Source organism: Mycobacterium colombiense (genome assembly GCF_001665835.1).
GTDB lineage: Bacteria > Actinomycetota > Actinomycetes > Mycobacteriales > Mycobacteriaceae > Mycobacterium > Mycobacterium colombiense_A.
In genome coordinates, this window is record NZ_LZSX01000063.1 from 140,087 (window position 1) to 157,093 (window position 17,007).

The window sequence follows — 17,007 nt, forward strand, 5'->3', positions numbered from 1 at the left end:
GGCATGCTCGGCGCCCATCGTGAAACTAACTTCACGATGGCGGGGAATCGTTCTCGTCACGGTCGACGAATTCGCGCGGCTTCATGCCCGACTGCTTCAGCTCGGCCCGCCGCGCCTGCACATCGGTCGCGGCGCCGACCATATTCGTCAAGATGTGACTAACCTGCAGATGCACTCGCATGCCCATCAATTCCCACGCGCGCTTCACGTTGTTTTTGACCGCCATCAGTGTGGTCAACGGGATTTGGGCGATCTTGCGCGCCATCTCCTCCACGGTGTCCTCGAGCTCGTCGCGCGGCACCACCTTGTTGAGCAGGCCCCACTCGAGGGCCTGCTGTGCGGACAGGGTCGGCGCCAGCAGCAGCCAGTCCATGGTGCGGTGCCAATTCATCAACAGCCACGGCTCGATCATCGTGTGGCCCCCGGGCTCGCCGAGGCTCTGGGCAAGCGGCATTTGGAAATACGCGTCGTCGGAGGCGACGCAGAAGTCGGTCAGCAGGCCGAGATAGATCCCGCCGCCCACGCAGTAACCATGGATTTGCGAGATGGTCGGCTTGGGGAATTCCCACAGATACAGCGTCGGCCACAAAAAGAGATCGGCGGTGCCCTTGTACAGATCCTCGAAGGTGTCCCCGAAATCCGGATATGGGTTCTCGTCCGGGCCCCAGCGCGCCACATGGCCGCCGCAGAATCCCTTGCCGTTCGCCTTGAGAATGACGACCTTGATGTCCTTGTCGCGATCGGCCTCGTGCAGGCAGCTATCGACCTCGCCGACCAGGACCGCGTCCTTGGTGTTGGCCTTGTCCACCCGGTTCAGAATGATCCGCGCAATCGGCGGTTCGCGTTCATAAATGACCGCTTCCAGGACGCGCCGCTCCATCCCGGTGACGTTACCGGAGACTGCCATACCGGAGTTCGCTTTGCGGTTGCGCAATGTTCGCGGGAGGAGTGAAGTATATGGAGGCGCTGGACCGGTCCCCGTGATGAATGGAGCTGTGATGACGACTCCGTCGGACCGAGCGGCACAGCTCGACCTGGTGGCCCGGCTGAAATCCTCGTATCCCGAACTTCCGGACGCTCCCACGCCGGATCTCATTGACCACGAACGCTTCAACGCCTACGTCAAGACTCCCCACGACGTGGGCGGCGAGCCGGACGCTCCCATCGAATACGAGAACAAGCAGTACGAGATCTGGGAGCACAACACCTACGTCATGTGTGAGGTGCTCGGCTGGCGTGGGATCTGGTTGTCCGAGGAACGGCGCCGGATGGGCAACGTCGATCTGGGCCGCACCATCTATCTCGGCCTGCCCTACTACGGGCGGTGGCTGCTGGCGGTCGCACGCGTCCTCGCCGAAAAGCACCACATCGGCCTGAGCGAATTGGCCGAACGCATGGCCGAGGTCAGGACCCGCTATGCGGCGGGCCTGCGCGGAAAACCTTTGGAGGCCACGCCGAAGTCGGAAGGCGACCCCGCCTCCGTCACCCGCAACCGGCACCACCGCCACGCCGTCGGCAAAGGCGACCCGCAGGTGTTCGCCGGACAGGCCGGGGTGCCCAAGTTCAAGGTCGGCGACAAGGTCGTGGTGCGGGATCTGCCCGTGCTGCTCTACACCCGCACCCAGGAGTACGTGCGCGGCGCGACGGGCAGGATCGCGGTCGTATCCTACGAAAGCCCCGCCGCCGAAGACGAAACCTGGGACGGGCCAGACCAACAACCCGAATGGTTCTACATCGTTCGGTTCAACCTCTCCCAGTTGTGGCATGGCTACACCGGACCAGGCAACGACACGCTGCAGACCGAGATCCCCGAGCGGTGGCTCGAGTCGGCCGAATAGCGTCGGAAAGGACTTCAGTATGAGCGTCCGCGAGCACGCCCACGAGCACGACCACGAGCGCACCGTCGCGCCCATGGTGGACGAGATCACCGATTTCGAAGTCCTCGAGATCGCGCTTCGCGAATTGTGCATCGAGAAGGGCATCTTCACCGCCGAGGATCATCGCCGCTTCACCGAATTCGCCGAACAGATCGGCCCCACTCCCGCGGCGCGCCTGGTGGCCAGGGCGTGGCTCGATCCGGACTTCAAGGAGTTGGTGCGCTCGGATGCGCTCGCCGCCAGCAAGGAGGTCGGCGTCGACTGGCTGGAACCGACCGGATTCGGAACGCCCAGCGACTTCACCGCCCTACACGTGCTGGAAGACACCCCGACGCTGCATCATGTGATCGTCTGCACGCTGTGCTCGTGCTACCCGCGCCCGATTCTGGGGAATTCGCCGGAGTGGTATCGCACGCCCAACTATCGCCGTCGCATCGTGCGCTGGCCGCGTCAGGTGCTCGCGGAATTCGGACTGATCCTTCCCGAAGACGTCGAGATCCGGGTGGAGGATTCCAACCAGAAGCATCGGTTCATGGTGATGCCCATCCGTCCGGAAGGAACGCAGGGTTGGACCGAGGACCAACTCGTCGAAATCATCACGCGCGATTGCCTGATCGGCGTTGCGCTGCCCAAGCCGGGGGTGACGACCAACGTCATCACCCAGACGCGTCCGGCCGTCCACCCCGTCGACGACTGATACGAGCGAAGAGATGAGCACCGCGCACACCCCGCACCCAGCTGGGGACGCCGTCGTCGCGCCGCTGGCGAAAATCGTTGAACGTAACCAGGTCTGGAGCCGCATGGCGGCCAACTACGGGGTAGAGAATCCCACGCCGCCATGGAAAAGCAGCCTGGATGGCATGTGTGACGCTCTTGACCAAAGCAGTTGCAGCCCAGAGGTACTCAGCTTCGTCGACCGGCGCAACGAAGAGGACGCGTTATCTGCAACCCTGTATTCCGACCTGCCGTACCCGGAGAAGCGTCTGGTTGCGCTGGCGCACTCGCTGGTGGTGCGCGGCGTTATCGACGAGACCGCGCTTGCGGAGCGGCTGGCTGCGGTGCGGGCCAGGCTGGAAGCCTGATCAAACCAAGCGACGGACATCACAGGCCGCTTCCGCGTCGGTGTGCACCGGGTACGCTATGCTGACAGCAACGTTGGCCTCAAAGCCTGACGCCAACTACGTCGTGGAACGCTTCTTCATCCCACTGGTGCTGCCCCGAAATTCGGGCTCAGCCACCACGATCAGATGATCCGTGCACCCGCACTAGCTTGTCTCGCGGCGATCGATTTTGCCCTCCGGCAATCTCGCCAACTTGTGCTGGGAACCGCGCGCGACAAACACGTTGCCGGCCCGGCATGACCGATGCCCGAAAGGCACCGAAAAGTGACTACCGACAAAACCTTTGCCGATCTCGGCGTGCGCAGACAAATCGTCGATGCGCTCGCACAGCACGGCATCACACATCCATTTCCGATCCAGGTCGAGACCCTTCCCGACACCCTCGCCGGCAAAGACGTGCTGGGCCGCGGAAAAACCGGCAGCGGAAAGACCCTTGCCTTCTCGATCCCACTAGTCAGCCGGCTTTCCAAGCGGACCAGGCGTGCATCGCAGCCATCGGGCTTGGTACTGGCACCCACCCGCGAGCTGGCGAGCCAGATCACTGCGACGCTGGAGCCATTGGCAGCCGCCTGCGGTCTTCGCGTCACCACGATCTTCGGCGGCGTTTCGCAAAGTCGTCAGGTCACCGCCCTCAAGTCCGGTGTCGACATCGTGGTGGCGTGCCCGGGCCGGCTCGAGGACCTGATGAAGCAGCGTCTGATCAGCCTCGAAGCGGTGGAAATCACCGTCATCGACGAGGCGGATCACATGGCCGATCTCGGCTTTCTGCCCGGCGTCACCCGCATCCTGGCGGCCACTCCGAGTGGCGGCCAGCGACTGATGTTTTCGGCGACCCTGGACAACGGCGTCGACAAGCTCGTCAACCGGTTCCTGCGCGACGAGGTGCTGCACTCGGTCGATGGGGCCGACTCGCCGGTGTCCGAGATGACCCATCACGTGTTCCACGTCGCCAACGCGGACGCCAAAAAGGAAGTTGTGCACCGGCTTGCCTCGGGTACCGGGCGCCGAATTCTGTTCATGCGCACCAAGCATCAAGCGCGCAAGCTCGCCAAACAGCTCACCGAGTCGGGTGTTCCGTCCGTCGACTTGCACGGCAACCTGTCGCAGCCCGCCCGGGAGCGCAACCTCGCGATGTTCGCCTCGGGTGGCGCGCGGGTCCTGGTGGCGACCGATATCGCCGCGCGCGGTGTGCATGTCGACGAGGTCGAACTCGTTGTGCACATCGACCCGCCCGCCGAGCACAAGTCCTATCTGCACCGGTCCGGGCGCACGGCGCGGGCAGGAAGCGCCGGTGACGTCGTCACGGTGGTGCTGCCCGAGCAGCGTCGTGACACCCAGGTGTTGATGCGCAAGGCCGGCATCAAGGTCGCCCCTCAGCAGGTGACCGCCGCATCCGAGGCGGTGCAAGCGCTCGTGGGTGAGGTCGCGCCCTACCAGACCCCCGCGCCCGCCCGGGTGCCCTCGCATACCCCTCAGCAGCATCGGGCCGGCTCCGGCGGGCAGCGGCGCCATCGGACCAGCAGGTCGCCGAGGACCAATCCCACACCCACCGAATCGACGATGTCGCACCGCACCGCTGCCCCTAGGCGCCGGCCGGATCGTCGCCGCTCGAGCCGTGCGCAAGGAAGCGCCGGCTAGGCCACGGGTGAGAACGGTTCAGCGCCGGGCCAGCAGCCACGCCTGACCGTCGCGTTCGTCCGAGCCGATCAGGTCCAGGCCGGCGAACGCCGTGGACAGCTCGCCGGCCGCGGCGCGGAAGGGGCCGGGACTCGCCCCCACCTCGCTCAGCGCGGCGATCGCCAGCAGACCACCCGGCGCGAGCCGTTCGATGATCGCCCGGTCGAGGCGAGGGTCCCGGAACTTGCAGCACAGGATGACATCGACCGGCGTCCCCGGCGGCAGACCGCCGTCGAAATCGACGACGTCGAAGCGGCAGCGGTTGCCCACCGCGACCCGCTGAGCCAGCTCCCGCGCGTGGCTGATGGCCACCGGGGAGACGTCGAACCCCACCACCTGCAGCCCGCGTGAGGCCAGCCAGACCGCGCCGGTCCCCTGCCCGCAGGCGAGATCGAGGGCCCTGCCGGCCGTGGGAAACAAATCCGCATGCGCCGCGAAAACGGCGGGCGGCGCAACCGAACTCAACGGCGGCGGCCCCTTCGCCTCGTACCGTTCGTCCCAGCGATGCCGGTCCGCTTCGCCCATAGGCGCCACTCTAGAACGACGTGGGCCGGTGACAGTCAGTCCCGTTTTAGACAGCTGTCTGTAAAAGCCCGGCGAGCAGGCGAGCCGACCGCGATGGATGCTGTTGTTGGCGGCAGCTCCCGTTTCTACACTGGACGAGTGTCTAGAGATGCGTCGTTCCCGGTCGTCGCCGGGAAAGAGGCGAGTGCCGGCGCGGCCCGCCGCTCGGATCGCCGGCCCGGGCAGACCATTCGCAAGGTCCTCGATGCCGGGCTCGCGGAGCTGCGGGAGTCCTCGTACGCGAACCTGACGATGCGCGCGGTGGCGACCCGCGCCGGGGTGTCGCCGGCCAGCGCCTACACCTACTTCCCCTCGAAAAGCGCGCTGGTGGCGGCGGTGTACCTGCGCTTCCTGCGCGACCTACCGCTACACACCGACGTCAACGACACGACGAAGACCCGGGTCAGCGCCACCCTGCGGGACATGGCGGTCGTCGTCGCGGACGAGCCGGAGCTGACCGCCGCCTGCGGCGCCGCCCTGATGGCCGACGATCCGGCGGTCGCGCCGCTTCGGGAACAGATCGGCGAAGAAGTGTCCAAACGGATCGGGGCCGCGCTCGGTCCGGGTTGGCCCCGATCCGTGAAATCCACGCTGCAGATGACCTTTTCCGGCGCGCTGATGACCGCCCGGTTCGTCAGCTTCGCCGAGATCTCCGGACAGCTCGACGAGGCCGTCAATCTCATCTTGGGCGCATCGGTCGCATGAAAATCGCCGTGCCCCAAGGTAATAGGTGCGGCTAGCCTGTGTAGGCGAGCTTTCGTGCCGAGTTGCCGGCCCGGAGGAATTCACCGAAACGCTGCTCACCCAGCTCCGGCGAGGCCTCACCCGCGCCGAAGGCGAGTTTCCCGGACACCAGGACCGCCGTGACCGTCTCGTCGTTGCGGTTCACCATGCGCGACAGCCCGCCGTAGGACTCGACCGGATGCTCGGCGTACCGCTCGAGTGACTCGTCGAGCTTGTCCGGATCGATGACGACGATGTCGGCGCGGTCGCCTTCACGCAGCGTGCCGGCGTCGAGCTCGTACCACGCTCCGAGTTCACCGGTGAGCCGGTGCACGGCGTGCTCCATCGACATGAACGGTGTGCCCCGCTTCTCCGCGTCGCGCACGTGGCGCAGCAGGCGCAGCCCCGAGTTGTAGAACGCCATGTTGCGCAGGTGCGCGCCGGCGTCGGAGAAACCCATCTGCACGCCTGCGCTTTGCGCGAGCTTCTTGAGCAATTCGGGCCGGTGGTTGGAGATCGTGGTGCGCCAGCGCAGCTTCTCGCCGTGCTCGAGCACCAGGTCGAGGAAAGCGTCGACCGGATGCAGGCCGCCTCGGTCCAGACCCACCTGCCCGAAGGACTTACCGACCACCGATTCGTCGGGGCACGCGACGATGTCGGCGTCGAAGAAGTCGCGGTGCCACACCCGGGGGCCGTATTTCTGGTCGTAGTCCTTGCGGAACTGCCGCCGGTAGGCTTCGTCGTGCATCAGCTCGTTGCGGGCGATCTCGTCTTGCAGGTGTAGCGCCGCGGCGCCCGAGCCGAACTCTTCGAAGATCACCAGCGAAATCCCGTCGGCGTAGACCTCGAACGGCACCGGCAGGTGCTGCCAGCGGAAATCCGCGCCCAGCGCATTGACCATCCGCGCGAGCCGGTCCATCAGATAGATGACCGGCGGCAAGGACTTGACGTCGGCGGCCGACAGCAGGCTGGTCTTCAACCGCTTCCGCCCGACCCCGAGCGAGGCGGCCTGCTGGGAAACGACCGACAACGGGTTCTTGATGTCGGGTCCCGATTGCAGGATTTTGTTGCGCCGCCGCAGGATCGCGTTCAAGCGCCGGAGTTCACGCGGCGTCGCATAGGTCGATGGCAGGGTGCGCGACCGGCACACCTCACCGTCGAGTTTGTCGAACAGCAGTTGCTGCGAGGACAGCCCGACGAAGCCTTCGTCGAGAGCCTCTTCGAGCATCGACTCCATCCGCGCGAGTTCGGCCGCCGATGGGCGAATGTCCTTGCGGGTCGCCCGGTCCAGGCCCATCGTCGCGGCGCGCATGTCGGAGTGCCCGATGAACGCCGCTATGTTGGGGCCGAGGTTCAGCTGCTCGAGCGCGGCCACATATTCCTTGGGGCTGTTCCATGACCGGGCTTCGTTGAGCTGCTCGATGACATAGCGCCGCGGGATGGCCTCGACGCGGCCGAAGATGTCGCCCGCGTCGACGTTGTCCAGGTACACGGTGGACAGCGAGCAGGAGCCCAGCATCACCGTCGTGACGCCATGCCGCAGCGATTCGGAAAGTGCGGGCTCACAAAGTGTTTCAATGTCGTAGTGGGTGTGGATGTCGATGATCCCGGGAATCACCCACTGACTCGTCGCATCGATCACCCGGGCTCCGGTCGTGTCGAGTGGTCCCTTGGCGATGGTGACGACCCGGCCGTCACGCACGCCGATGTCCCGCAGAGCCGACGGCCCGCCCGTCCCGTCGAACCAGCGGCCGTTGGTGATCACGGTGTCGTACTGCATCGGTCGGCCTCTCTGTCGCGCCGGAGCGCTCCGGATCCGCAGTGATCATACATAATGCGCATATTGTCCTGCCGCGCTATCGGGGCACGACTCGTCCGTTAGCCAGCAACGATGGCGTCGCGACAGACGTTATGATCCAGCTGTGGAGTTCACCGGCCACGGGTTTGCCGCCCGTTAATCATGCGCAGTCACGGTTGGGCAGGAAACACGCCGGCGTCCGATGCGGAGGCGATCGAGCGCATCCTCGACGCCGCCGACACGATTATCGACGAACGTGGCTCGGCGATGCGGATCGCGGATGTGGCGCGGGCACTGGGGGTGACCCGGCAGACCGTCTACCGATACTTCCCCGGGACGCAGGCCTTGCTGGTGGCGTCCGCGATGCGGTCGGCCGACGGCTTCCTCGACCGCATGGCGGCCCACCTGGAGGGCGTCACCGACCCGGTGGTGGCCATCACCGAGGGAATGGCGTTTGCCGTCGAGGAGCTGGCCGCGGACAACCAGGTCGAGTTCGTGCTCAGCCAACGCCACCGCGGCGCGCAGAAAGTTTCGATCATCTCCGATACGGCCCTGGCCTTCGGTCGTTCGATGCTCCATCGCTACGACATCGACTGGGAGCACTACGGTTTCGATGAAGCCGGCCTGGACGAGCTGAACGAATTCTCGCTGCGGGTTCTCCATTCCTTCCTGACCGACCCGGGACGGCCGCCGCGCAGCGGTGCCGATCTCCGGCGCTACCTCACCCGTTGGATCGGGCCGGCGATCGCCTACCCGCAGATGGTGCGGGCCATGGATGCGCTGGGAGCCGCGGAGCCGCCGCGAACGCGACGTCGCTCGTCGAAAGCCTCCTGACCGGCCGTGCGGGAGCGGCGACCCTGACCATACATATTCGCCGTTGTGTCCGGACGTCGCGCGCGCTGTGCGGGGAGGGTTTGGTGGCCCCCGGAGGCGCGAATCCTCGACGGGCCGACGTTGTCCACCGATCGAAGGAGGCCTCGAAGTGGTGGGTTTGGCACAGGTCGCGCTGAACAGCGCGCCCATCTTCGGTGGCGCGCTGCTCGCGGTTGCGGCCGGGCAGTTCCGGGGCCCTGATTACCGGGAAGCGATCAAGCAGGACATGGATCTGCTCGACCGACTCCCGCCCGAGGACGTCGACAGGCGCGCCGAATTGCGGCGCAGCATCGAAGGTCGCGTCGACGACCTGATCGATGCGGCGGACCGCAGCCGCGTGCTACGCCGGGCCGCGCTGTCCTACCACGGCAACTGGCGAGACGGGGTCCTGCTGCTCTGCGCCGTGCTCTTCACGATCGTCTGGTGGAACGTCAGTCACAGCAGGGACAACTGGCTGCCGATGTTCGTCGTGTTGATCCTGGTGTGCGTGGTGGCCGCCGCCTACGCGTTCCGGGGCGCGCTGCATGCCGCCCGCTCCGTTTTCCGCGCGAAGCGGCGGGGTCACGCCGAGGGTTAGCGGCCGCCCGCCCAAGCGAATCGTCGACTTGGAGGTCTTCGTCACATCCGCCGCGGTGGCCGACCGCTCAGCGCGCGCTCCCGGGCGTCCTGTGGCAAGATCGCGCTGTGAAGGCACATCCCCTGGCAGCGTTGACTTGTGCTGCGCTGTCGCCGATTTGGGCTCTGCTCATCGGTCCGGTCACAGCGGCGTCCGCGCAACCATGCCCCGACGTCGAGGTGGTGTTCGCCCGGGGCACCACCGAGCCACCCGGTGTCGGCCGCATCGGCCAGAACTTCGTCGACACCTTGCGCTCACACGTCGGCGGTAAGTCGGTCGGCGTGTATCCGGTCAACTATCCGGCCACCACCGACTTCCCCACCGCCGCCGACGGCATCAGCGACGCCGGCAGTCACGTCGAACAGATGGCGGCGACTTGCCCCCGCACCAAGATGGTGCTGGGAGGCTACTCGCAGGGCGCCGCGGTGATGGGCTTCGTCACCGAAAGCGCTGTGCCGGACGGCGTGCACCTGGTGCAGGCGCTACAGCCGATGCCGGCCGAAGTGGCCAACCACGTGGCCGCGGTGGCGCTGTTCGGCAAGCCCTCGAGTCAGTTCATGAGCATCATCAACCAGCCGCCGGTCAACATCGGGCCGCTGTATTCGGCAAAAACGCTCGAGTTGTGTGTCCCCGGCGACCCGGTCTGTTCCGGCGCGGGCAACCCCGCCGCGCACCGTCAATACGTCGAGGCCGGGATGGTTGATCAGGCGGCCGATTTCGCCGCCAACCGACTCTCGTAAGGCCGCTCGCGTCGGACGCTAGGGCCTGGCCGTCACTGGGCCGCGCCACCGATCATGTTGTGAACGTCGCTCACCGACCACGGCCCGGCCTGATGGTGGTCACGGTAGCCCAGCAGCCGCGGGGTCTGGCGGTCGAAGCTGCCGACGAAACCGCCTGCCGCAACCAGGATTTGGCTCGTCACATCACGCGACAAATCGCCGGCAAGATAGGCGTAGACCGGTGCGACGAACTCGGGCGGAGCGCTGTCGAGCGATGCCCGCATGGTCATCTCGTCGAGCAGCCCACGGCGGTGCAGATCTTCGATGTGTTGTTCGTACTCGGCTCCGGTCGACAGCCGTGTCCTGGCGCCGGGGCACACCACGTTGGCCCGCACGCCGTAGGGCTTCAGTTCGGCGGCGATGGCCATCGTCAGGCCGTTGACGGCGCCCTTGCCGGCCGGATATCCCGTCCCGCCGTAGTCACCCAGATACGCCACCGAACTGGTGTTGACGATGGCTCCGTGCCCCTGCTCGGCCAGCACCGGGGCGGCCACCCGGCAGGTGTGGAAGACCGTGCCGAGGTGGCCACTGATCAGCCGGTCGAACTCGTCCGGGGTGATCGTCAGGATCGACGAGCCGGGGGGTTCGGCGATGCCGGCGCAATTGATCAGGGTGTCGAGTCGCCCGAACGCGCTTAGGCATTCGTCGACGAGCGAGCGCGCGACGCGCTCGTCGTCAGCGGCCCCGACCACCGCGGTGGCCCGCCCGCCCGACGCCGTGATCGCCGCGACCGTTTCTTCCACGGCGTGTTCGTCACGCCCGTTGACGACCACGCCGGCACCCAGGCTGCCCAGCAGTTCAGCGACCGCTCGTCCGATGCCGCGACTGCCGCCCGACACCACCACACCGCGGCCATCCAGCGCAGCCTCGGTGCCGCTCACCGCCCGCTCCCGCAGGCGCCCCGCCGACCATCACATAATGCGTTGCGCGCGAAGTGCTCTCGTAGTCGAATTGCGTCCAGGCGGCCGATCGGTGTCACAAACACCAGGCGAACAGTACCCAGCCGGATCAGCCATGAGGACGGAAGCCGACATTTCCCGTGGCGCGCTAAACGCTGCCAGCGACTCCTGCCAGCTCGACGTCCGGAGGAGGTGGCGCTGGCGTCCTGCTGCGTAATCACACCGCGGCCGACTTCGGCGCCAACGACGGTCTGCCCGGGAGCTGGGCGGTCGCCCTGGTGGCATTGTTGAATAAATCACCACCACTAACAAGTAGCACCAACTCGGGCCAATTTGTTTGCCGACAGCGCCGGGCGCCTCGTCGGCAGAGTTGCCAAGGCCGACAACGCCGCAGCTCGCCGACGGTGCGTCCGCTCTCAAGGAGGTCATCAGCTCCGCATCGGCGGGCTTGCGGACGCCCCGGTGGTACACCGTGGAAATTGTTCAGAACATATCTGAACCCACTACCCCAAGCGATCGCCGGGCTAGGCGGAGGCGGGTATAGTCTCCAATGAAGTCCGTTATGGACGCGTCGCCGTTTAGCTAAAAGCGGTCCAGTCAGCCGCACGGCTACTGAGCTTGGTATGGCTCCGGCGAACCAGCCCCAGTCACCTCCCCGCTCGTTCGTGCGTCGGATAACGACCCGTCGGCCGGATTGAGATGCAGTGGGAGCGAGATCTGCGCAGAGCTGCGACGTCCCATTGCACACGACTCAGGGAGAGAGTCAGCATGCAAACGTGTTCTTGCGCAACCGTTTACACGATTTTTCGAGTGAACGCGGGGTGCGCCGGCCTATGACCAATGTAATTTCTGCAACGCGTCCCGCTCCACCTCCTACCACCAAGACCGACGATTCATACGACGACGTAGTCGAAATGTTTTTGGTGCTGCGCCAGCTGCCGGCCGAATCGCACGAGTATGCCCACCAGCGCGAACGCATCGTTTCTCGATGCCTGCCGCTGGCGGACCACGTGGCCAGCCACTTCGCCCGCCGCGGCGAGGGCCTCGATGACCTGATTCAGGTCGCGCGGCTGGGGCTGATGAACGCCATCAATCGATTCGACCCCGCGAAGGGGCCCAGCTTCATCGGGTTCGCCGTGCCCACCATGATGGGCGAGGTCCGCCGCTACTTCCGCGACTACAGCTGGGGAATGCGCGTCCCACGGCGATTGCGCGAGCTGCACGTGCAGATCAGCAGGACCACCGCGGATCTGTCCCAGCAGCTCGGGCGCGCGCCCACCGCGGGCGAGCTGTCTCAGGTGCTCGAGGTGCCGCGCGAGGAGATCGTCGAATGCCTCGTCGCGGGCGATGCCTATCGGCTCGACTCCCTGGATGCACCGCTGGGCGCCGACAGCTCGGGATCGCCTCGCTCGGTGGCCGACTCGGTCGGCGACATCGATCCACAGATCGAGCACATCACCAATCGGGAAGCGCTGCGGGTGCTGGTTGCCACCCTCCCGCAGCGTGAACGCGAGGTGCTGCGCATGCGGTTCTTCGAATCCATGACGCAAAGCCAGATCGCGGAGCGGATCGGCGTGTCGCAGATGCAGGTGTCCCGCATCTTGGCAAACACGCTGAGCAGCCTGCGCGATCAACTCGAGTAACACGGTCAGTTCCCCCAGGACGCTGCGCGGCATACCCTGCCGCGCAGCCCTGTACTGTGCGATCCGAAGGACAACCCGACTTTGTCGCCAGGAAGACCTGGAAGGGAGCTGGATGCGATGAGGATGTCACGAACGGTGATCGCGGGTGTCGCAGCGACGACGGCACTGGCGGTGTCGGTGGCCGGATGTGGCGGCAACAAGCCGCAGCCGTCGCCGTCGAAGTCCGGATCGGCCACCTCGGCAACCTCGGTCCCCAGCAGCCCCGGCTCGGCACCGGCGTCATCGGCGCCGGCCGAGCCCAACGAGTACGCCAAGCTGCTCATCGCGCCCAGTGACATCAACGCCCCGGTCCCCTTCACCGCCGCGCCCCCGACCGGCAACCCCAACGGCCAGCCGGGCGTGGCGACCACCTTCAAGGACGACGACGGTAGCCATGCGATAAAGGTGACGATCCAGGTCTACGACGACCCCGATTCCGCCACGAACGCGTTGAACGCCGCGAAGGGGCAACAGGGCGGCGTGATCAAGGATCCGTCCACGCAACCGTCGAACATCGGCAGCGGCGGAACGATGGTGATGGGCAATACCCCGGACCGCAGCAAGGGTGTGGTCATCCTCCTCTTCACCGAGGGCAAGGCGTTTGCCACGCTGGAATTCGACGGCCCGACCGACACGCTGGCCCCGCCGGACTTCGTCAACGACGTCGGCCAGAAGCAGGATGCCGCCATCAAGAAGGGGCTCGGCAGCTAGCGGCTGCGCCACCACCATCGGGGGACGCTATGAACGTCATCAACGGCATGCCCGCGCACGCCCTGCTGCTGCATTTCGTCTTGGTCCTGGTCCCACTGACCGCCCTGCTGGATATCGTCTGCGCGTTCTGGCCCGCCGCACGGCGCGGCCAGCTGATGTGGCTCACGCTGGTGCTGGCCGTGGTCACGATGGTGTTGACGCCCATCACCATCAACGCCGGCGGATGGCTCTACGGCCTGAGGGCGAATCCGAGCCCGATCCTGCGCGAACACGCAGAGCGGGGCAGCCTGATGGCCTACTTCGCCGCCGCCCTGCTGGTGGCCGCCGTCGTGCTGGTCGTCGTGCGGGAGATCGAGGACCGATCCGATAAGACCCGCGTCGCCACCCGGGCGCTCGTCGCGATTCTGGTGCTGGCGGTGGGGATTGCGTCGATGGTCCAGATCTACCGCGTGGGCGATGCCGGTGCGCAGTCGGTCTGGGGCACCGAGATCGCGCGCCTGACGAAGAACCACCCGGGCTGACGAGCCGCTCGCAGCCCCGAAACTCACTGGGCCGGCGTGAGCAGAAACAGCCGAAACCGGCGCGCGCCGGCGTGTTCCTGGGCGAGGCGATAATTCGGCCAGGACGCCAGCGCCTGGGCCCACGCTTCGTCGCGCTCCGCGCCAGCGAGGAGCCGCACCGCCGCCACGGACCGGTGGCCACGACGGCGCACGGTGACCCGTTGCGCCACTTTCAGATTCGCCGACCAGGACGGGTGGCGCACGCGCCCCCAGTTCGATCCGACCAACAGCAGGCCGTCGCGAAAGGGTACGTACTGCACGGTCGCGCTGCGGGCGAGACCGGTCTTGCGGCCCGAGAGGGTGATCCGCACGTTGGGCAGGCCGGCCAGATCCAACGCGCCGAGCCGTCCATTGGTCAGGAACCGAAGCACGGATTCGAGCCCCTCCACGATCTGGTGACCGTTCAGAACCAGCACGCGGTAGGCCATCGGGTGGCGCGCCAGCCGCTGCAGCGGATTCATGAGGATGACTGTATTCGCCGGGCGCCGGACCAGGGCGTCACGGCGATGAAATGCCGCTGACGAACCGAGGTTTCGGTGAGCAGCCCAGCAAGACCCGCCGGGATAAATAAATTGCTTGATTTAACCCGGCGCGAGGTGTTCACTGAGGCGATGACCGCCGAACGGGCCGCTCGCTCCGACAGGTCGACGGGCACCCGAGAGGCGATCCTGTCGGCCGCCGAAGTGCTTTTCGCCGAACGGGGCATGTACGCCGTGTCGAACCGGCAGATCAGCGAAGCGGCCGGCCAGGGCAACAATGCCGCGGCGTGCTACCACTTCGGCACCAGGGTCGACCTGCTCCGCGCGATCGAAAGCAAGCATCGCGAGCCGATCGAGGAGCTGCGCGCCCAGATGCTGGCCGCCATCGGCGATTCGACCGAGCTACGCGACTGGGTCGGCGCCCTGGTGCGCCCGTTGACCGATCACCTGTCCGCGCTGGGCACGCCGACCTGGTACGCCCGATTCGCCGCGCAGGCCATGGCCGATCCGACCTACCGGCATGTGGTCACCAAAGACGCACTGGCGTCGCCGTTGCTGGTCCAGACGCTCGACGGCATCAACCGCTGCCTGCCCGAGCTGCCCAAGCGGGTGCGTTCGGAACGGATGGTGATGGTGCGCAACCTGCTCATGCACACCTGCGCGGAACATGAAGGCGCGCTGGCCGAACACGGACCGCGGTCGCGTTCGGCGTGGCCGGTGGCCGGCGAAGGCCTGATCGACGCGATTGTCGGCCTGTGGCGCGCGCCGGTTCATGTGGGCGCGGCCGGCTACCAGCCGACACAGACGACCGCGCAGGCCGACAACCGAGGAGCACGATGACCGAAGGATCCACCGCCACCGATATCCCGGAGTTTCCGATGACACGGGCGCCAGGCTGCCCGTTCGCCCCGCCTCCGAAGGTATTGGAGCTCAACGCCGACAAGCAGTTGAGCAGGGTCCGGATCTGGGACGACAGCACGCCGTGGCTCATCCACGGCTACGACGCGATACGCGCGCTGTTCACCGATTCCCGCACCAGCGTCGACGACCGGCTGCCCGGCTATCCGCACTGGAACGCGGGCATGCTGGCCACGGTGCACAAGCGCCCTCGTTCGGTGTTCACCTCCGACGCGGAAGAACACACCCGGTTCCGCCGGATGCTGTCTAAACCGTTCACGTTCAAGCGAGTTGAAGCGCTACGGCCGGCGGTACAGAAGATCACCGATGACCACATAGACGCCCTGCTGGCGGGCCCGAAGCCGGGCGATATCGTCAGCACCCTGTCGCTGGCGGTCCCCTCCCTGGTCATCAGCGAACTGCTGGGCGTGCCCTACGAGGACGCGGAATTCTTTCAAACCCAAGCCCAGCGCGGCATGGGCCGCTACGCCACCGAGGAGGACACCGCCCAGGGCGCGGCCTCGTTGGCGAAGTATCTGGCCAACCTGGTTCGCACCAAGATGCAAAGCCCGTCAGAGGATTTGGTATCCGATCTGGCCGAGCGGGTCAACGCCGAAGAGATCAGCGTGCGCGAGGCCGCACAATTGGCCACCGGCGTGCTGATCGCGGGCCATGAGACCACCGCGAACATGATCAGCCTGAGCATCGCGGCGTTGCTCGAACACCAGGATCAACGTGAGCTGCTGCGCGACATCGATGACCCCAAGGTCGTCGCCACCGCGGTCGAAGAGCTGATGCGCTACCTGAGCATCATCCAGACCGGTCAGCGTCGAATCGCCGTCGAGGACATCGAGATTGGCGGCCAGACGATCCGCGCCGGCGACGGGATCATCCTCGACGTCGCCCCGGCCAACTGGGATGACCGCCAATTCCCCAACCCGGGCCGGCTGGACCTGCTCCGCGAGGATGGGCCACACGTCGGGTTCGGCTACGGTCGCCATCAGTGTGTGGGCCAGCAGCTGGCCCGCATGGAACTGCAGATCGTCTTGCCCACGCTGCTGCGCCGCATTCCGACGCTGCGGCTCGCCGTGCCGCTGAATGATCTGCCGTTCAAACATGACGCACTGGCGTACGGCCTCTACGAGCTGCCCGTGACATGGTGAAGCCCGATCTGTCACTGGACGTTCCAGATCTGCGTGGCAGATTCGCCGTAGTGACCGGTGCCAACAGCGGTTTGGGGTTCGGGTTGGCGAAGCGGCTCTCGGTCGCCGGTGCCGACGTCGTGATGGCGATCCGCGACCGGGTCAAGGGCGAGCAAGCGATCGCCGAGGTCCGCCGGGAGGTGCCGGAGGCCAAGCTCAGCATCAGGCAGCTCGACCTGTCGTCGCTGTCCAGCGTCGCCGCGCTGGGCGAGGAGCTGACCGCAGAAGGTCGCCCGATCGACATCCTGATCAACAACGCGGGCGTCATGACTCCGCCGCAACGGCAACAGACCAGCGACGGCTTCGAATTGCAGTTCGGGACAAACCATTTGGGGCATTTCGCGTTGACCGGACGGCTGCTGGGCCTGCTGCGGGCGGCGGATTGCGCGCGCGTGGTGACGGTCAGCAGCCTCGCGGCCACCCAGGGCAGTATCGAGTTCGGCGACGTCAACGCGGAGCAAGGCTACAAAGCCATGCACTCCTACGGGGTCGCCAAATTGGCGCAGCTGATGTTCGCCGTCGAATTGGATCGACGCAGCCGTGCTGGTG

At 66.3% G+C, this 17,007-nt stretch carries 19 protein-coding genes; 14 read left to right on the top strand and 5 right to left on the bottom strand.

Going from position 1 to position 17,007, the window contains the following annotated elements; all coding sequences use genetic code 11:
* Positions 1-31: 31 nt before the first annotated feature.
* Positions 32-880, bottom strand: a complete 849-nt coding sequence (locus tag A5760_RS12700) for an enoyl-CoA hydratase-related protein (RefSeq protein WP_064881235.1) — start codon at positions 878-880, stop codon at positions 32-34.
* Between the two features lie 118 nt (positions 881-998).
* Between A5760_RS12700 and A5760_RS12705 the strand changes: the two genes are divergently transcribed.
* The 4 genes from A5760_RS12705 (at position 999) to A5760_RS12720 (ending at position 4,636) form a co-directional block, all read left to right on the top strand.
* Positions 999-1,838 carry an SH3-like domain-containing protein gene (locus A5760_RS12705; protein ID WP_064881191.1) on the top strand — a complete coding sequence of 280 codons (840 nt, stop codon included), beginning with the start codon at positions 999-1,001 and terminating at the stop codon, positions 1,836-1,838.
* 19 nt (positions 1,839-1,857) lie between these two features.
* Entirely contained in the window at positions 1,858-2,574 is a 717-nt protein-coding gene (scnC, locus tag A5760_RS12710) for a thiocyanate hydrolase subunit gamma (protein ID WP_064881193.1), read from the top strand.
* A gap of 13 nt (positions 2,575-2,587) precedes the next feature.
* Positions 2,588-2,959: a hypothetical protein gene (locus A5760_RS12715; protein WP_064881195.1), complete on the top strand. Its 372-nt coding sequence runs from the start codon at positions 2,588-2,590 to the stop codon at positions 2,957-2,959.
* A gap of 303 nt (positions 2,960-3,262) precedes the next feature.
* Complete coding sequence (locus tag A5760_RS12720; RefSeq protein WP_064881197.1) at positions 3,263-4,636, top strand: DEAD/DEAH box helicase; 1,374 nt, start codon at positions 3,263-3,265, stop codon at positions 4,634-4,636.
* 18 nt (positions 4,637-4,654) lie between these two features.
* On the opposite strand, the gene A5760_RS12725 is transcribed toward A5760_RS12720, so the two are convergent.
* Entirely contained in the window at positions 4,655-5,200 is a 546-nt protein-coding gene (locus A5760_RS12725; protein ID WP_064881199.1) for a class I SAM-dependent methyltransferase, read from the bottom strand.
* A gap of 138 nt (positions 5,201-5,338) precedes the next feature.
* On the opposite strand from A5760_RS12725, the gene A5760_RS12730 reads away from it, so the two are divergent.
* Positions 5,339-5,944 (top strand): TetR/AcrR family transcriptional regulator, encoded by a 606-nt coding sequence (locus A5760_RS12730; protein ID WP_064881201.1) that lies wholly within the window; start codon positions 5,339-5,341, stop codon positions 5,942-5,944.
* Positions 5,945-5,975: 31 nt separating this feature from the next.
* On the opposite strand, the gene A5760_RS12735 is transcribed toward A5760_RS12730, so the two are convergent.
* Positions 5,976-7,742: an N-acyl-D-amino-acid deacylase family protein gene (locus A5760_RS12735; protein WP_064881203.1), complete on the bottom strand. Its 1,767-nt coding sequence runs from the start codon at positions 7,740-7,742 to the stop codon at positions 5,976-5,978.
* 180 nt (positions 7,743-7,922) lie between these two features.
* On the opposite strand from A5760_RS12735, the gene A5760_RS12740 reads away from it, so the two are divergent.
* The 3 genes from A5760_RS12740 to A5760_RS12750 all read left to right on the top strand — a co-directional run bounded on the left by A5760_RS12740 (position 7,923) and on the right by A5760_RS12750 (position 9,989).
* Positions 7,923-8,594: a TetR/AcrR family transcriptional regulator gene (locus A5760_RS12740; protein WP_064881205.1), complete on the top strand. Its 672-nt coding sequence runs from the start codon at positions 7,923-7,925 to the stop codon at positions 8,592-8,594.
* Positions 8,595-8,742: 148 nt separating this feature from the next.
* Positions 8,743-9,210, top strand: coding sequence for a hypothetical protein (locus tag A5760_RS12745; protein ID WP_064881208.1), 468 nt, complete (start codon positions 8,743-8,745; stop codon positions 9,208-9,210).
* Between the two features lie 107 nt (positions 9,211-9,317).
* A complete protein-coding gene (locus A5760_RS12750; RefSeq protein WP_419538241.1) occupies positions 9,318-9,989 on the top strand; it encodes a cutinase family protein in 672 nt (223 codons plus the stop codon).
* Between the two features lie 32 nt (positions 9,990-10,021).
* Here A5760_RS12750 and A5760_RS12755 read toward each other — a convergent pair whose 3' ends face one another.
* Complete coding sequence (locus A5760_RS12755) at positions 10,022-10,909, bottom strand: SDR family NAD(P)-dependent oxidoreductase (protein ID WP_155764312.1); 888 nt, start codon at positions 10,907-10,909, stop codon at positions 10,022-10,024.
* Positions 10,910-11,760: 851 nt separating this feature from the next.
* Between A5760_RS12755 and A5760_RS12760 the strand changes: the two genes are divergently transcribed.
* From A5760_RS12760 to A5760_RS12770, 3 genes are all read left to right on the top strand, one after another.
* The gene (locus A5760_RS12760; RefSeq protein WP_064881212.1) at positions 11,761-12,570 is read left to right on the top strand and encodes a SigB/SigF/SigG family RNA polymerase sigma factor; all 810 of its coding nucleotides are present in this window, start codon (positions 11,761-11,763) and stop codon (positions 12,568-12,570) included.
* Positions 12,571-12,687: 117 nt separating this feature from the next.
* Positions 12,688-13,320, top strand: coding sequence for a hypothetical protein (locus tag A5760_RS12765; protein WP_064881214.1), 633 nt, complete (start codon positions 12,688-12,690; stop codon positions 13,318-13,320).
* Between the two features lie 29 nt (positions 13,321-13,349).
* Positions 13,350-13,841 (top strand): DUF2231 domain-containing protein, encoded by a 492-nt coding sequence (locus A5760_RS12770; RefSeq protein WP_064881216.1) that lies wholly within the window; start codon positions 13,350-13,352, stop codon positions 13,839-13,841.
* Between the two features lie 23 nt (positions 13,842-13,864).
* Here A5760_RS12770 and A5760_RS12775 read toward each other — a convergent pair whose 3' ends face one another.
* The gene (locus A5760_RS12775; protein WP_064881218.1) at positions 13,865-14,341 is read right to left on the bottom strand and encodes a nitroreductase family deazaflavin-dependent oxidoreductase; all 477 of its coding nucleotides are present in this window, start codon (positions 14,339-14,341) and stop codon (positions 13,865-13,867) included.
* 135 nt (positions 14,342-14,476) lie between these two features.
* Here A5760_RS12775 and A5760_RS12780 point away from each other — a divergent pair, with 135 nt between their 5' ends.
* The 3 genes from A5760_RS12780 to A5760_RS12790 form a co-directional block, all read left to right on the top strand.
* Positions 14,477-15,199, top strand: a complete 723-nt coding sequence (locus A5760_RS12780) for a TetR family transcriptional regulator (protein WP_064881220.1) — start codon at positions 14,477-14,479, stop codon at positions 15,197-15,199.
* Positions 15,196-16,419, top strand: a complete 1,224-nt coding sequence (locus A5760_RS12785) for a cytochrome P450 (RefSeq protein WP_064881222.1) — start codon at positions 15,196-15,198, stop codon at positions 16,417-16,419. Before A5760_RS12780 ends, A5760_RS12785 begins: the two co-directional genes overlap by 4 nt.
* Positions 16,413-17,007, top strand: a 595-nt coding sequence (locus A5760_RS12790) for an SDR family oxidoreductase (RefSeq protein ID WP_155764313.1), incomplete at its 3' end; no start/stop codon positions are given. The genes A5760_RS12785 and A5760_RS12790, both read left to right, overlap by 7 nt.

What these genes read in the sequence shown, in the direction of transcription:
- A5760_RS12705 (WP_064881191.1), top strand. Translation starts at nt 999, where the DNA reads ATGACGACTCCGTCGGACCGAGCGGCACAGCTCGACCTGGTGGCCCGG.
- A5760_RS12785 (WP_064881222.1), top strand. Translation starts at nt 15,196, where the DNA reads ATGACCGAAGGATCCACCGCCACCGATATCCCGGAGTTTCCGATGACA.
- A5760_RS12700 (WP_064881235.1), bottom strand. Translation starts at nt 880, where the DNA reads ATGGAGCGGCGCGTCCTGGAAGCGGTCATTTATGAACGCGAACCGCCG.
- A5760_RS12715 (WP_064881195.1), top strand. Translation starts at nt 2,588, where the DNA reads ATGAGCACCGCGCACACCCCGCACCCAGCTGGGGACGCCGTCGTCGCG.
- A5760_RS12740 (WP_064881205.1), top strand. Translation starts at nt 7,923, where the DNA reads ATGCGCAGTCACGGTTGGGCAGGAAACACGCCGGCGTCCGATGCGGAG.
- scnC (WP_064881193.1), top strand. Translation starts at nt 1,858, where the DNA reads ATGAGCGTCCGCGAGCACGCCCACGAGCACGACCACGAGCGCACCGTC.
- A5760_RS12725 (WP_064881199.1), bottom strand. Translation starts at nt 5,200, where the DNA reads ATGGGCGAAGCGGACCGGCATCGCTGGGACGAACGGTACGAGGCGAAG.
- A5760_RS12760 (WP_064881212.1), top strand. Translation starts at nt 11,761, where the DNA reads ATGACCAATGTAATTTCTGCAACGCGTCCCGCTCCACCTCCTACCACC.
- A5760_RS12775 (WP_064881218.1), bottom strand. Translation starts at nt 14,341, where the DNA reads ATGAATCCGCTGCAGCGGCTGGCGCGCCACCCGATGGCCTACCGCGTG.
- A5760_RS12770 (WP_064881216.1), top strand. Translation starts at nt 13,350, where the DNA reads ATGAACGTCATCAACGGCATGCCCGCGCACGCCCTGCTGCTGCATTTC.
- A5760_RS12735 (WP_064881203.1), bottom strand. Translation starts at nt 7,742, where the DNA reads ATGCAGTACGACACCGTGATCACCAACGGCCGCTGGTTCGACGGGACG.
- A5760_RS12765 (WP_064881214.1), top strand. Translation starts at nt 12,688, where the DNA reads ATGAGGATGTCACGAACGGTGATCGCGGGTGTCGCAGCGACGACGGCA.